The organism is Massilia norwichensis, from assembly GCF_024753245.1.
Lineage (GTDB): Bacteria > Pseudomonadota > Gammaproteobacteria > Burkholderiales > Burkholderiaceae_D > Telluria > Telluria norwichensis.
Window position 1 is genome coordinate 55,619 of the sequence record NZ_JANUGX010000034.1, and the last position, 13,799, is coordinate 69,417.

Annotated in this window: 9 protein-coding genes and 1 tRNA gene; 6 read left to right on the forward strand and 4 right to left on the reverse strand. The window is 65.9% G+C overall.

The window, feature by feature from the left end; all coding sequences use genetic code 11:
• Positions 1 to 146 precede the first annotated feature (146 nt).
• Entirely contained in the window at positions 147 to 2,885 is a 2,739-nt protein-coding gene (ligD, locus tag NX782_RS22695) for a DNA ligase D (protein ID WP_258847762.1), read from the reverse strand.
• 112 nt (positions 2,886 to 2,997) lie between these two features.
• The gene (locus tag NX782_RS22700; RefSeq protein WP_370661825.1) at positions 2,998 to 4,692 is read right to left on the reverse strand and encodes a M28 family metallopeptidase; all 1,695 of its coding nucleotides are present in this window, start codon (positions 4,690 to 4,692) and stop codon (positions 2,998 to 3,000) included.
• 130 nt (positions 4,693 to 4,822) lie between these two features.
• Here NX782_RS22700 and NX782_RS22705 point away from each other — a divergent pair, with 130 nt between their 5' ends.
• The 4 genes from NX782_RS22705 to NX782_RS22720 all read left to right on the forward strand — a co-directional run bounded on the left by NX782_RS22705 (position 4,823) and on the right by NX782_RS22720 (position 8,001).
• Positions 4,823 to 6,094 (forward strand): M20/M25/M40 family metallo-hydrolase, encoded by a 1,272-nt coding sequence (locus NX782_RS22705; protein ID WP_258847763.1) that lies wholly within the window; start codon positions 4,823 to 4,825, stop codon positions 6,092 to 6,094.
• Positions 6,095 to 6,212: 118 nt separating this feature from the next.
• Positions 6,213 to 6,569 carry a hypothetical protein gene (locus tag NX782_RS22710; RefSeq protein WP_258847764.1) on the forward strand — a complete coding sequence of 119 codons (357 nt, stop codon included), beginning with the start codon at positions 6,213 to 6,215 and terminating at the stop codon, positions 6,567 to 6,569.
• 101 nt (positions 6,570 to 6,670) lie between these two features.
• A complete protein-coding gene (locus NX782_RS22715) occupies positions 6,671 to 7,627 on the forward strand; it encodes a D-2-hydroxyacid dehydrogenase (RefSeq protein WP_258847765.1) in 957 nt (318 codons plus the stop codon).
• Complete coding sequence (locus NX782_RS22720; RefSeq protein ID WP_258847766.1) at positions 7,624 to 8,001, forward strand: group III truncated hemoglobin; 378 nt, start codon at positions 7,624 to 7,626, stop codon at positions 7,999 to 8,001. The genes NX782_RS22715 and NX782_RS22720 overlap by 4 nt, the downstream gene beginning before the upstream one ends.
• 24 nt (positions 8,002 to 8,025) lie before the next feature.
• Here NX782_RS22720 and NX782_RS22725 read toward each other — a convergent pair whose 3' ends face one another.
• Complete coding sequence (locus NX782_RS22725; RefSeq protein WP_258847767.1) at positions 8,026 to 9,045, reverse strand: FRG domain-containing protein; 1,020 nt, start codon at positions 9,043 to 9,045, stop codon at positions 8,026 to 8,028.
• A gap of 12 nt (positions 9,046 to 9,057) precedes the next feature.
• Positions 9,058 to 12,936, reverse strand: a complete 3,879-nt coding sequence (locus tag NX782_RS22730) for a two-component regulator propeller domain-containing protein (protein WP_258847768.1) — start codon at positions 12,934 to 12,936, stop codon at positions 9,058 to 9,060.
• Between the two features lie 105 nt (positions 12,937 to 13,041).
• On the opposite strand from NX782_RS22730, the gene NX782_RS22735 reads away from it, so the two are divergent.
• Positions 13,042 to 13,118, forward strand: a tRNA-Arg gene (locus tag NX782_RS22735).
• Between the two features lie 146 nt (positions 13,119 to 13,264).
• Positions 13,265 to 13,753: a hypothetical protein gene (locus NX782_RS22740; protein WP_258847769.1), complete on the forward strand. Its 489-nt coding sequence runs from the start codon at positions 13,265 to 13,267 to the stop codon at positions 13,751 to 13,753.
• Positions 13,754 to 13,799: the final 46 nt, after the last annotated feature.

Below are 13,799 nucleotides of genomic sequence, written 5' to 3' on the forward strand. Positions count from 1 at the left end.
GACAGGGGCCTGCCGTCCAGATCAGGATCGTCGTGCCGGAGAGCGGATGGGCACCAGTAGCTTCAGTACCAGCAGGCCCAGCCATCCGGCGGCAATGCCCAGCCCGACCGGGCGTCGGGAGGCGGCAGGCTGTTGTGGTACCGCCTTCATTTCGCCGGCTTGAAGCCCAGCACCTTCATCGCCTTGGTCAGGGTCGCCGCGCTGTCCTCATAATCCTCCCACGGCGTATTCCCGATCGCCAGCCGCTCGCCCACCGTGCGCACGGTCCAGTGCGCGCCGGAGGTCAGGTCCATCAGCTCCTCCCAGCGCACCGGCACCGAGATGCCCAGGCCCGGCCGCGTGCGCGCCGACCAGGCGGCGACCGTGGTCGCGCCGCGCCCGTTGCGCAGGTAGTCGATGAAGATGCGCCCGACCCGGTTCTTGGCGCCGCTCTTGTCCGAGAAGCGGTCCGGCAGGGTCTTGGCCAGGTGGGTCACGATCGCGTGCGAGAAGTCCTTCACGGTATCCCAGTCCAGCTTGGGTTTCAGTGGCACCACCACGTGCAGGCCTTTGCCGCCGCTGGTCTTCAGGAAGGGCGTCAAGCCCAGCTCCTGCAGGAAGGCGTGCACCACCTGGGCGGCTTCCTGCACCATCGCAAACGAAATGCCCTCGCCCGGATCGAGGTCGAACACGAAGCGGTCCGGGGTCTCGTAGCGCTTCTCGACCGCGTTCTGGCTGTGGATCTCGACCACGTTCCACTGCGCGCAGGACAGGATGCCCTCGACGCTGTCGATGCGGGTCATGCGCGGGTGGTCCGGATCGAGCTTTTGATCGAGCTGGCCGACGCCCGGCATCTTGCGTGGATCGACGACGTGCTTCTGGAAGAACAGCTCACCGCCCACGCCCTCGGGCGCGCGCACCAGCGAGACCGGGCGGCCCTTCAGGTGTTCCATCATCAGCTCGCCGACCAGCGCGTAGTACTCGACCAGTTCGAGCTTGGTGACGCCGCTTTCCTTGTCCATCACGCGTTCGCCGTGCGTGACCTTGAACCTGGCGGGCACGCCGCTCAGGTCCGGCCCGGCCTCGGCTGCCTTGGCGGCCTTGCTTGTCTTGATCGCCTTGCTTTCCTTGGCTGCCTTGGCTGCCTTGGCGGCCTGCCCTGCCCGCCCGGCCTTGGTGGCCGGCCTGGCGTCGGCTTGTTCCTCTGCTTGCATGTCAGTCTTCTCCTGAACGTGCTTGGCCTGCTCGCGCACCACGGCGGTGGCCGGCTTGTCCTTGCGCAGGCCCTGGAACACCGGATGGCGGATCGAATTGGTCGCGGTCCATTCCGAGAAGCTGACCTCGGCCACCAGCTCGGGCTTGACCCAGTGGTTGCCGCGGCCCGGCACGGCGCGCGGCGGGAACGGGTTCTCGTCGCTGGCGATCGCTTCCAGCGTCTCGCGCATGTGGCGCAGCGAGGCGCCGTTGAAGCCGCTGCCGCAATTGCCGGCGTAGCGCAGCACGCCCTTTTCGTCGTAGTAGCCGAGCAGGAGCGAACCGATGCCGGTGCGCGCACCATGCGGATCGGTCCAGCCGCCGATCACGAATTCCTGGCGCATCCCGCATTTCAGCTTGATCCATTCCGGCGAGCGGCGGTTCACGTAGCGCGAATCGCGGCGCTTGCCGATCACGCCCTCCAGGCCGATCTGGCAGGCCGCCACCACCAGCTGGCTGGGGTCGGTGCCGAATTCGGCGGAGAAGCGCACCGTGTCCGAGGGCCGCGCTTCCAGCGCTTCCTGCAGCAGCGGGCGCCGCTGGTCGAGGCGCACGTCGCGCAGGTCCCAGCCCTTCATGTAGGGCGCATCGAAGATGAAGTAGACGATCTGCGCGCGGTTCGAGCCGTCGAAGGCCAGCTGCAGCAGGTTGAAGTTCGGCTTGCCGTTCTCGTCGTGGACCACGATCTCGCCGTCGTACCAGCCGTCCGGCAGCTTCATGCGCTTGATTTCGTCGTGCAGCGGGCGCAGCTTGTCGGTCCAGTCGTTGCCGTTGCGGGTGATGAGGCGGATGTCCTTGCCCTTTTGATCGACCCGCGCCAGGATGCGGTAGCCGTCGAACTTGATCTCGTAGATCCATTCCTCGGGACGCTCGGGCGGGCCGTCGACCAGGGTCGCGAGTTCCGCGTTCATGGTTTCGGGCAGTTCGGCTTTCACGGCGCCTTCGGGCATGGCGCCGCGCTTCGCGGTCTTTGCGGCGGGTTTGGCGACAGCGGCCTTGGCGGCGGCCTTGGAGGCGGATTTTGCAGCAGGCTTCTTTGCCTCCGCCTTCAAGGCCGCCACTTTCTCCCGCGCCGCCGCGCGATCCTGCGGCGCACCCGGCATCGGCAAGTCCTTGACGCTGTCCGGCATCTCGTCGACCACCGAGAACTCCGATGCGGGCCGCATGTACTCGTCGTTTTCCTTGATCAGGAGCCAGGGCTCCTGCTTGTCGTCCTCGTGGCCGCGCAGGCGCACCAGCACCCAGCGCCCATACATCTTGTGGCCGTGGATCTCGAACTTGATCTCGCCCTTGGCATAGCCCTTGCGCGGGTCGCCGATCGGCTCCCAGGTGCCTTTATCCCAGACGATCACCTCGCCCGCACCATACTGCTTGGGCGGAATCGTGCCTTCGAAATCGGAATAGGAGATCGGGTGGTCTTCGACGTGGATGGCCATGCGTTTGTCGTGGCTGTCGTAGCTGGGGCCTTTCGGCACGGCCCAGCTTTTCATGGTGCCGTCGAGTTCAAGACGGAAATCGTAGTGCAGCCTGGTGGCCCAGTGTTTCTGGATCACGAAGGTCAGCGCGCCCGTGCTGGCTTCGCCGCCTTCCGCGGGTTCGGACGTGATCGAAAAATTCCGCTTGGCCTTGTATTCCTTGAGTGCGTCGGGCATGGCATCACCTGTACATCAGCAGCAATGTTGCCAATGTACTGTGATGCCCCGGGCGCGACTGTACGGCAGTTAACCGTCGCGCCCTGCCCCGCCCAACTGCTCAGTTGAGCAATTATTTCCGCTCAGATGCGCTGTGGTCGCGCGCGGCACGGAATTCCGAATCCTTGGACCAGTTCGGCCAGGCGTTCGAATCGGCCAGCTCGCGGCCCACCGCATACAGGATGCCGAGGTCGCGCGCCATGCCCTCGAAGGTCCATTCGGCCTTCCACTCGTCGGACGGCTGGTGGTAGTTCTCCTTGACGTAGCGCTCGGCTTCCTTCTTGCCCGCCGCGACGCCGCCCTGCTCCCAATGCTCGCCCGAACCGAAGGAAAATGCGGGCACGCCGCGCTTGGCGAAGGGGAAGTGGTCGGAGCGGAAGAAGTGGCCGGCTTCCGGTTTCGGATCCGGCGAGAAGCTCAGCTTCGCCATCCTGGCCTTGGCCACCAGGCGGTCCAGCAGGTCGAGTTTGGCGCTGCCCGAGATCGTGAAGTCGCGCGCCTTGCCATGCGGGTCGAGCGCGTCCATATTCAGTACGCCGACGGTCCTGGCCAGCGGGTACACCGGATTCGACGCGTAGTACTCGGAGCCCAGCAAGCCCTTCTCTTCGGCGGTCACGGCCAGGAACATCACGCTGCGCTGCGGTGCCGGCGCGGCCGCGTAGACGCGCGCCAGTTCCAGCAGCGCGGCGATGCCGGTCGCGTTGTCGACCGCGCCGTTGTAGATGCGGTCGCCCTTCGCATCCGGCAGGCCGATGCCGAGATGGTCCCAGTGGCCGCTGTAGACCACGTACTCGCCAGGGCGCTGGCTGCCCTCGCGCAGCGCGATCACGTTTTTCGAAACGATGGTCTGGGCGTCCACCGCGTACTTGCCGGACATCGCGATGCCGGTCAGTTCGACCGGCTTGAAATTGCGCGACTGCGCCGATTTCTTCAGCTTGTCGAAGTCCAGGCCGGCGCGCTTGAACAGGTCGACGGCCAGGTCGCGCTGGATCCAGCCCTCGACCGGGGCGTGGGCCTCGAGCGGGTTCTTGCGCACCACGTCGTACATGACGTTGGTATTCGAGTTCTTGACGGTCGCCCAGCCGTAGGAGGCCGGCGCGGTTTCGTGGACGATCAGGGTGCCGAGCGCGCCGCGGCGGGCCAGTTCCTCGAATTTGTAGGTCCAGCGGCCGTAATAGGTCATGGCCTTGCCGCCGAACTCGCCCTTGCCGGTTTCGAAGTCCGGGTCGTTGATCAGCACCACGGCCAGCTTGCCCTTCAGGTCCTGGCCCTTGAAGTCGTCCCACTTGCGCTCCGGCGCGGCGACGCCATAGCCGACAAAGACCAGCGGCGCATCCTTGAATTCGACGCTCTTCGCCCCGGTCATCGCTGCGCGCACGGCGATCTGCTCGCCCTGGGTCAGCGTGTCTTCCTTGCCACCGCCCTTCACGCTGAGCGCCACCGGCCCCTTGATCTCGAAGCGGCCCAGCGGCACGTCCTGGGTCCAGCTGCGCTTGCCGTCGACCAGGTCGCCGCCCGGCTTCAGGCCGGCCGCTTCGAACTGGTTGACGAGGTAGGCGACGGTCTTGGCTTCGCCCGGCGTGTTCGGGCCGCGGCCTTCGAACTCGTCGGAGGAGAGCACCTTGACGTCCTGCGACAGGTGGGAAGGCTCGATCTGCACGGCTTGCGATGCCGGCACGGCAGGCTTGACGGCCGGGGCGGCCGGGGCCGCTTGCACGGAAGCGGCCAGCGCGGCCGCGGACAGGATGGCAATGGAAGTGGTCTTCACGGTCTCTGGGTTATGTTTGTTGGCGGAAATGCCGAATGAGTATCCTTGGAAACATTTCTACTGTCAAATATGCATCAATCGTGTGGCTGGCATATAGTTGCGGTTTCCATCCGCACCCGTCCGAGGTCCCGTGAAACCGTCTGCTGCCCTCTCTTCCGCCCTCCCTTCCGTCCTCCTGCTCGCCGCCGCATTTGCCCTGCCCGCCGCCGCGCAGACCAGCGCCCTCGGCGGCACCCCGGCCAACGCTGCACAGGCTGCCGCCCCCGCCGATCCGATCGCCCAGCTGGTCGCCCAGCTCGACCTTGGCCGCTACAAGGACACGATCCGCAACCTGGCCCGCTTCGGCGACCGCAAACAGGGCACGGAACGCAACCGCAAGGCCATCGACTGGATCGAGGCCCAGCTGAAATCCTATGGCTGCGCGACCGAACGTCTGCGCTACGACTACGTGGCGGCGCCGCGCCAGCGCGTACCGGCGACGGGCGGCGGCCGCGGCGGACCGTCCGGCCAGGGCGGCAGCACCCTGTTCGGCACCCGCGCGCCGACCGGCGTCAACGACGATCCGATGAAGCAGCCCGACGAACGTCTGCGCGCCTTGAACGCCGAGCAGCCGGACCCGAAAGGCGGCCCGCGCGAAGAGGTCTACTGCACCAAGGTCGGCAGCACTCACCCCGAAGAGATGTACATCGTCGCCGCCCACATGGACGGCCTGGGCTACGGCGAGGCCGCCAATGACGACGCCTCCGGCACCGCCCTGGTGATGGAGCTGGCGCGCATCCTGAACGCGCCGGGCGTGACGACCGGGCGCAGCATCCGCTTCGCCCTGTGGAACAACGAAGAGACCGGTCTGCAGGGCGCGGCGGCCTACGTCGAGCAGCGCAAGCACCTGCAGGGGATCGAATCGCCGAAGGGTTCGGGCCGCTATCCGGAACCGCGCTGGCTGGGCATGGTCCAGCACGACATGATGATGTTCGACCACGGCATGCCGGTAGCGCACCTGGACGCGAACGGCAGGCAGGTGGCGACGCCGGCGCCGGAACAGCGCCGCGAAGCCGACGTCAACATCGAGTTCCAGGCGAACTCGAAGCAGGCCGAGGCATCGCAAAAGCTGGCCTGGGCCTTCCGCGCCGCCAACGACAAGTACGCGTCCGACTACCCGGCCGCGGTCGGCCCGCACATGACGAATACCGACTCGACCCCGTTCATGGATCTGGTGCCGTCGATCTCGCTGCGCGAGAACGAGCGCGGCCAGCAGATCGGCGCCGGCTGGAACCCGCACTGGCACCAGCCGACCGACCTGGTGTCGACCTTCAGCGACAAGGACTATCTGCTGGGCCTGAACGCGGCCCAGACCACGCTGGCGGCGATCGCCCGGCTCGCCGAAGCGCAGCTGAAAAACTGATAGCTATTTGTAAGCGGATGTAAAGGCGCGTCAACTGGCCGGCGAAGGATCGCGTTGAGGGCATGTAGCACCCGGGAATGTCCCACCATATCAACGACAAACTGAAGGAAACATCGCCATGCGTAAAATCGTCGCTACCCTGATCGCCGGTCTGTTCGCTACCTCGGTATTCGCCGCCCAGTCGACCGCCAGCTCGCCGACTACGACGACGACCCCTGCCGCCAAGGCCGATGCCAAAGCCGACAAGGATGTCGCCAAGGCCGAGGCCAAAGAAACCAAGGCGGCTGCCAAGGCCGATGCCAAGGTAGAGAAGAAGGCCGCCGAAGCCAAGTCGGACGTCGCCGTCGCCAAAGCCGACGCCGCCAAGACCAAGGCAAAAGCACACAAAAAGGCCGAGAAGGCCAAAGCGGAGGCTGCTGCCGACAAGGCCGCCGACCACGCAGACAAGAAAGCCGACACGGCAGCAGCACACTAAGCCGGCGCGGCTCAAGCCCCTCCATCTCCAAAAGACAGGCCACGGCCTGTCTTTTTTTGTCTCCCGTTCTACAATGGTGGCCTTCCTTGTTGAGAGCCGCCATGCACAAGATCGTCTTCCTCGACCGCGACAGCCTGATCGCCAATGTCCGTCCGCCCGCCTTCGAGCATGCCTGGCAGGACTATCCGGCCACCGCCCCGCACGAGGTCGTCGAGCGCCTGCGTGGCGCCAGCGTCGCGGTCACCAACAAGGTGCCGCTGCGCGCCGACGCGATCGCCCAGCTGCCGGATTTGAAACTGGTGGCGGTGGCCGCGACCGGCACCGACAACGTCGACCTGGCTGCCTGCCGCGAGCGCGGCATCGCCGTCTGCAATATCCGCGATTACTCGCTGGTCTCGGTACCGGAGCACACCTTCGCGCTGATGCTGGCGGTGCGGCGCAGCCTGAAGGCATATGCGCGCGACGTGGCCGCCGGGCGCTGGCAGCAGTCGACGCGCTTCTGCCTGCTCGACCACCCGATCGGCGACCTGGCCGGCAGCCGTCTCGGCATCGTCGGCTACGGTGCGCTCGGACGGCGCGTGGCCGAAATCGGGCGCGCTTTCGGGATGGAGATCGTGGTCAGCTCGCGCTCGCCGGTGAGCGCCAGGCGCGACCAGTGGCGGCCGATGCAGCTGCCGCTGTCCTCGCTGCTGATGACTTCGGACGTGGTCAGCCTGCACCTGCCGCTGACGGACGAGACCCGCCACATGATCGGCGCCGCCGAACTGGCGCGCATGAAAAAGAGCGCGATCCTGATCAACACCGCGCGCGGCGGCCTGGTCGACGAAGCGGCGCTGGCCGAGGCGCTGACCACGGGCACGATCGCCGGTGCCGGCTTCGACGTGCTGAGCAAGGAGCCGCCGGTGCCGGACAACCCGCTGCTGCAACTGGACCTGCCGAACTTCATCCTGACCCCGCACGTGGCCTGGGCCAGCGCCGGCGCCATGCAAACCCTGGCCGACATGCTGGTCGAGAACATCGACGCCTGGGCGGCCGGCAATCCGAAGAATCTGGTATGAGCGCTGCTGTTACACCTTCGAGCATCGTCCAGCTGGTCGACACTTTCTATGCGCGCGTACGCGAGGATGAAGTCCTTGGCCCCGTCTTCGAAGCCAAGCTGGCCAGCCACTGGCATGAGCACATGCCGCGCATGTATGCGTTCTGGACCAAGGTGCTGCTCGACAGCGGCGAGTTCCAGGGCAATGTGTTCGGCACGCACATGGCCTTGAGCGGCATCGGCAAAGAGCACTTCGTGCGCTGGCTGACCTTGTTCAGGATGACGGCGATCGAGGTGTTTGGGGTGGAGGGGGCTGGCGAGGCGATTCTGGTGGCGAACCGGATTGCGAGTAGTTTGCAGTTGGGGTTTTTTGGGGAGATTCAGGTGCAGGTTTGACACGCGGCGACCGGCTGCGAGGAGTCAGGCCAATTCCGGATAGCGTTTTGCCAACTCGGCATCCTTGATCCTGCAACGCTCGAACATCGTGTCGACACAGCCCCGGATACCCGGATAGATGGACGATGCGTTCACCTGCAAACGATCGAGCGCCTGCAATAGTGCCCAGGCCTGGCCGGACGGCAGGGTGAACTTGTAGAGTGTAACGCCATCGGTCCTGGACAATCCCCTGTTGACATCCTTCGCCGAGCCTGAAGCGTTCCGACGTTCGGCTTGCCTCGCCTGGAGATAAGCGTCGAGCGTTACAGGCGAAAACGGCTCGTTCTTGATCTGTCCGTACTCCGTGCAGCATACGAACAAGCCGCGTTGCGTGAAAAGGTTCTGATTCGGCTGCGTCGGCACTTCGACCACATGGTAAGTCGTACGCGGCTCCGACCGCGCTCGTCCCAGCAGTGGGCCAAGGCTCTCAACGCGCGAGGGCGGCTTGAGCAGCCTCGACTTCATGTTCAGCGCATACACTGCCAGCGACCGGGCCTTGCCACCGTTGTCCAGCAGCCTCATGCAGTCACTGGCCGCAAAATACGCAGCCACATAGGCGCTCCTCGACCAGTCCATGAGGCGCGTCGGCAGGCCGTAATGCTGCGCCAAGCTGAGGAGCGAGAGATACTCGCGCGAAGGCCACGGCGCTTCGAACCTCCCGATACGGTTGCTTTCGTGAAGCATCTCGTAGTCGTCGGACAGCTTGTAGAACAAGTTATCGTCCAGGATCCGGTGCCCGTTGCGATTCATCTCGAGCACGAAATCGCGCAGCATTCCCAGTTCCAATTCGCGCTGTTCGCGGAAGGTCTTCATCGTGCCAGTGTAAAGCTGCTCTTGCCAGGGCGTTTTCACGTCGGGGCGGAAGGCCTTCGGCACCAGCGGCCAGGTCGACTTCGCTTGTCCGCGGAACGCGTACTCGGCAAAAAAATTGTCATGGAACCGTCCGCTCAGGGGCGAGATCAGCTCCAGGAATTCGTGGACCGATCTGGCCTTCATTTCGATCATGGTTGCTCTTCCCTATTTTGAGGCAGCGATGCCCGCCGCCAGTTCCTGCCCATGTGCCATTGCCCGCAGCGGCAACTCCACCACAAACACCGTCCCCTGCCCCTCAACACTATCGACCCGAATCGTCCCACCCAACAAGGTCGTCACGATGTTATAGGCGATATTCAAACCCAGCCCAGTCCCACCCTGCCCCATCCGCGTCGTAAAGAAAGGATCGAAAATCCGCGACAGGTGCTCGCTCGGAATCCCGCGCCCATCGTCGCGGAATTCGATCTGCACCCGGTCCGCGCCCGACAAGGATGCGGACAGCACCATGCTCCCGCCCGGCCCGTCGAACGCGTGCAGCAGCGCGTTGTTGACGAAGTTGATCAGCACCTGACCCAGCGGTCCCGGATAGCTGTCCATCACGATGCCCGGCGCCACCTCCAGCGACAAGCGATGCCCGCCGCGCCGCACCTGGTTCATGATGGTGGCGGCGATCTCGTGGCAGACCTGGGCCAGGTCGAAGCGGCGGCGCTGGGTGCTGGCCTGGTCGACCGAGACCTGCTTGAAGCTGTTCACCAGGTCGGCCGCCGCGTGCAGGCTGCGCTGCATCAGGGCGCTGGCCTCGCTGGCCGCCGCGATCCAGCCCTCCAGCTCGGATTTCTTCAGGTTCGACTGGGCGAAGCGCGCGGCCAGCGTCTCCGTTTTTTCGTGCAGCGTGCTGGCCATCAGCAGGCTGTTGCCGATCGGGGTGTTCAGTTCGTGGGCGACGCCGGCCACCATCGCGCCGAGCGAGGCCAGCTTCTCGTGGGCCGCGAGCTGGGCCTGGGTGTCCTTCAGCTGGCGGTAGGCGTCGGCATTGTCCAGCGCCACGCCCACATACGCGGCCAGGGTGCTGAGCATGTCGAGCTGCAGGTGCTGGTAGGCGTGGCGCTCGCGGCTTTGCACGCAGATCACGCCGACCGCGCGCGCGCCGACCATCACCGGCACCAGCAGCAGCGAGGCCGGCGGGTTCGCCGCCGGCGGCTCGGCCACCTCGCCGATCCAGCGCGCGGCGTCCCGATCGAGGTCGTCGATCAGGATTTCATCGCCCGTTGCCAGGCAGCGCCGGCCGAGCGCTAGCACGCGCTCGCTGCAGCGCTCCGAGGGACCGATGCGCCTGCCGTCCTCCATCATGAACGGATAGTCGAGGCGGCCGTCGGCCTGGGCCACGCCGATCGCGAACACGTGCACGTCCATCAGCTGGCGCACCTGGTTGTAGACGTTCTTCATGATCGCCTCGCCATCCAGCTTGGCCGTGAGTTCGCGGCCGATGTCGGACAGCAGCGCGATGTTGCGGCGCGCCTGCAGTGCCGCCTCTTTTTGCTGCTCGGCCGCTTCCTTCTGCAGCACGAGTTCGGCGGTGCGCGCGCCGACGGTGCGTTCCAGCCTTTCGGTCTGCTGCACCAGCACGCGGATGCGCAGGCGGTAGATGGCGACACCGCCGCCGATCACGGCCAGCGCCGCCAGCAGCCGGAACCACCAGGTCATCCAGAACGGCGTCGCGATGACGATGCGCAGGCGCGCCGGGGTATCGTTCCACAGCCCGTCCTTGTTGGCCGCGCGGACCTCGAACACGTAGGGCCCCGGGTCCAGGTTGGTGTAGGTGGCGAAACGCTTGCTGGCGTCGGTCTCGGTCCAGTCGCGGTCGAAGCCCAGCAGGCGGTAAGCGAAGCGGTTGCTTTGCGGGTCGGCGAAATGCAGGGCCGCGAACTCCAGCGTGAACACGGAATCGCGCCAGGGCAGCTTCACCTCGGGCGCATCGCCGGCAGCGTGCGGCATGCGCGAGCGGTTCTGCACCAGGAAATCGGTGATGACCGGCTGCGCCGGGTACGGGTTCTCGCGCACCGCCTCCGGCATGAAGGAGGTCATGCCGTTCACGCCGCCGAAGTGCAGTTCGCCGTCGGCGCCGCGCGCGGCCGAACCGACAAAATAACTGCCGTCCAGCAGGCCGTCCTTCGCGCTATAGCTCTTGAACGCGCCGGTGGCGGGATCGACGCGGGTCAGGCCCACGGTGGTGCTGACCCACAGTTCGCCATGCCCGTCTTCGAGGATGGCACCGATCGGCACCGGCTCCTGCAGGTTCGTGACCGGGAAATAGCGGAACACGGTGGCGCCGCCGGCGTCGCGCTCCATGCGCTGCAGCCCGGCCGCGGTGCCGACCCATATTTCGCCGCGCGCCGATTCGTACAGGTAATAGACGCGGTTGTGGCGCAGGGAGGACGGGTTCTTGTCGTCGTGGCGGAAATGGGTGAAGGTGCCGCTGGCGCGGTCGAGGCGCTCCAGGCCATTCTCGGTACCGATCCAGATCGTGCCGGCGCGGTCTTCGAGCAGGGCGAAGCCGTAGTTCTCGCCCAGGCTCTTGGCATCCAGCGGGTCGTGGCGCCAGACACTGAGGATATGGCCGTCCGGGTCGAGCAGGAACACGCCGCCGCGGGTCGCGACCCACAGGTTGCCGGCACGGTCCTGCATCAGGTCCTGGACATAATTGCCGGCCGAATCCTTGCCAAGCGCGACCGTGGTGAAGCGCCCGCTGACCGCGTCGCGCCAGGACAGGCCGGTCGCCGACCCGACCCACAAGCGACCGCGCCCGGGCAACACGGCGGTGACGATGTCGTCGGGCAGGCTGCCGGGCTGCGTCGGATCGTGACGGATGCGCTCGGCACGGCCGCTGATCGGCTCCAGGCGGATCAGGCCGGAGCCGGTCGTGCCCAGCCACAGCCGGCCGTTGGCGCCGGCGGCGATCGCGCGGATCTTGCGGCTCGGGGTCGCCATCCTGCCGCCGGACTCGGCCGGCAACAGCGTGAAGCTGCCGAAGCCGCCGCTGGCGAGGTCGGTGCGGTTGACGCCGCTGAACTGGGTGCCGACCCAGAGCGTGCCGGTGCGGTCCACCAGCACCGAGCTGACCTGGTTGTCCGAGAGGCTGTGGCGGTCGAGCGGAATATTGTTGTAGCCGACGAAGCGCTGGCTGGCCGGGTCCAGCCATTTCAGGCCGTCGAGCTCGGTGCCGACCCAGAGATTGTTGCCGGCGTCGTGGTACAGGGTCAGGATGCCGGTGTCGTCGATGCCTTCGTCGACGCCCACGTGGCGGCGCTGCGGCGGGCCGTCTCCGGTGCGCCAGGCGTCGAGGCCGGCGGCGGTGCCGATCCACAGGGTGCCGTTCTGCGCCATCGACAGCGACAGCACGGCATTGCGCTTGGTGCCGCCGTGCGGATCGATGTCGTAGTGGTCGAAGTCGGTCGCGCCGGCCGGCAGGTGGTCGATGCCGACGCCGGTGCCGACCCACAGGCCGCCGTGCCCGTCGAGCGCCAGTGCGCTGACGCGGTCGTCGCGCAGGCTGGCGGGGTCGCCGGCGTCGTGACGGAAAACGCGGAAGCGCCCGCTGGCGGGGTCGAGGTGGATCAAGCCTTCGCCGGTGCCGATCCACAGGCCACCGGCACCATCGCCGCTGATGGCGGCGACGGCACGATTGCGCGCGACCGATTCGCTGCCGGACAGGAAGGGATAGCGGACGAATTTCTGCCTGGCCTCGTCGAAGCGAGCCAGGCCGCTGCGCGTGCCGAACCACAGCCGCCCTTCCCGGTCTTCATACGAAGAGAGGACGTAATTGTCGGGCAGGCTGGACGGGTCGGCCGGATCGCTGCGGAAGGAACGGATGCGGTAGCCGTCGTAGCGGTTCAGTCCGCCTTGGGTGCCGAACCAGATGAACCCGGTGCGGTCCTGCAGGATGGTCTTGACGGTTTCCTGCGCCAGGCCCTGCTCCAAGCCCAGTTGCTCGAAGCGCAGACCGCGCGGCGCGCCGGCCTGGGCGGGATCGCTGGCAAGGGAAAAGAGGAAACAGGCCGCTACGGCGAGGAGAAAGCGGAACATAAACGATTTTCCGGAGACAGACTCAAATCTAACAGAAGCCTTCGTCATGTTGCGAAAAATTAAGCCTTCCCCCTGCGAGATGTCGCTGCTATAATAGCGACTTGGGCGGCTGTAGCTCAGCTGGATAGAGTACTTGGCTACGAACCAAGGGGTCGTGGGTTCGATTCCTGCCAGCCGCACCACTTATTCATCAGGAATGGCTCAGAAAGTTTTTCTTTCTGGGCCATTTTTGTTTGCGCGCTCGCCTGATCGGGTGACATTTCGTGCATTTTTGCAATTGGCAAGCCTGCTATCGTGGCGTTCCCGTTCATCGCGCCATGGAACAGCCATGCCCCACCTCACCCGCCGCGCCGCCGCAGCAATCCGCTTCGCCAGCCTCATGCTCGCCGCGCTTTGCGCCAACCCGTCGTCCGCGAATCCCGTCACGGATGCGGCTGAAGCCCGGCTCGTCGGCGCATGGCAAAAAGACTTGTCGCCGCAACTGTCGCAACTTCCACCCGAACGACGGCAGGCGGCGGCGAGCGCAGGCTTGCTGGGTGCGGTGATCGTGTACCAGGCCGATCATCACGTCGAGATGTACCCGCCCTGCGGCGAGAAACGGGAAGCCTTGAATGCCTTGGGCGTGCAATCCGCCTCCGGCACCTGGGCACTATCCGACGCCGGCGAACTTATCGTGAGCCTCAACCTGTTCGGCAAGCCGGTGGCGTTGCGGACGAGCCTGCAATGGCAGGGAGAACAACTCGTCATGCGCGATCTGAGCAACGGGGCCACGGAGACGCTCGGCAGATACGAGGGCCCGCTGCCGCTGGCATGCTGAGCATGACCTTGGCGCCCGGCCTTGGGTATTTGCCAAAGATGGAAGT

Excerpts from the sequence above, each read along its gene's own strand:
- ligD (WP_258847762.1), bottom strand. The coding sequence starts at position 2,885 with ATGCCCGACGCACTCAAGGAATACAAGGCCAAGCGGAATTTTTCGATC.
- NX782_RS22710 (WP_258847764.1), top strand. The coding sequence starts at position 6,213 with ATGCGTAAAATCGTCGCTACCCTGATCGCCGGTCTGTTCGCTACCTCG.
- NX782_RS22715 (WP_258847765.1), top strand. The coding sequence starts at position 6,671 with ATGCACAAGATCGTCTTCCTCGACCGCGACAGCCTGATCGCCAATGTC.
- NX782_RS22720 (WP_258847766.1), top strand. The coding sequence starts at position 7,624 with ATGAGCGCTGCTGTTACACCTTCGAGCATCGTCCAGCTGGTCGACACT.
- NX782_RS22725 (WP_258847767.1), bottom strand. The coding sequence starts at position 9,045 with ATGATCGAAATGAAGGCCAGATCGGTCCACGAATTCCTGGAGCTGATC.
- NX782_RS22730 (WP_258847768.1), bottom strand. The coding sequence starts at position 12,936 with ATGTTCCGCTTTCTCCTCGCCGTAGCGGCCTGTTTCCTCTTTTCCCTT.
- NX782_RS22740 (WP_258847769.1), top strand. The coding sequence starts at position 13,265 with ATGCCCCACCTCACCCGCCGCGCCGCCGCAGCAATCCGCTTCGCCAGC.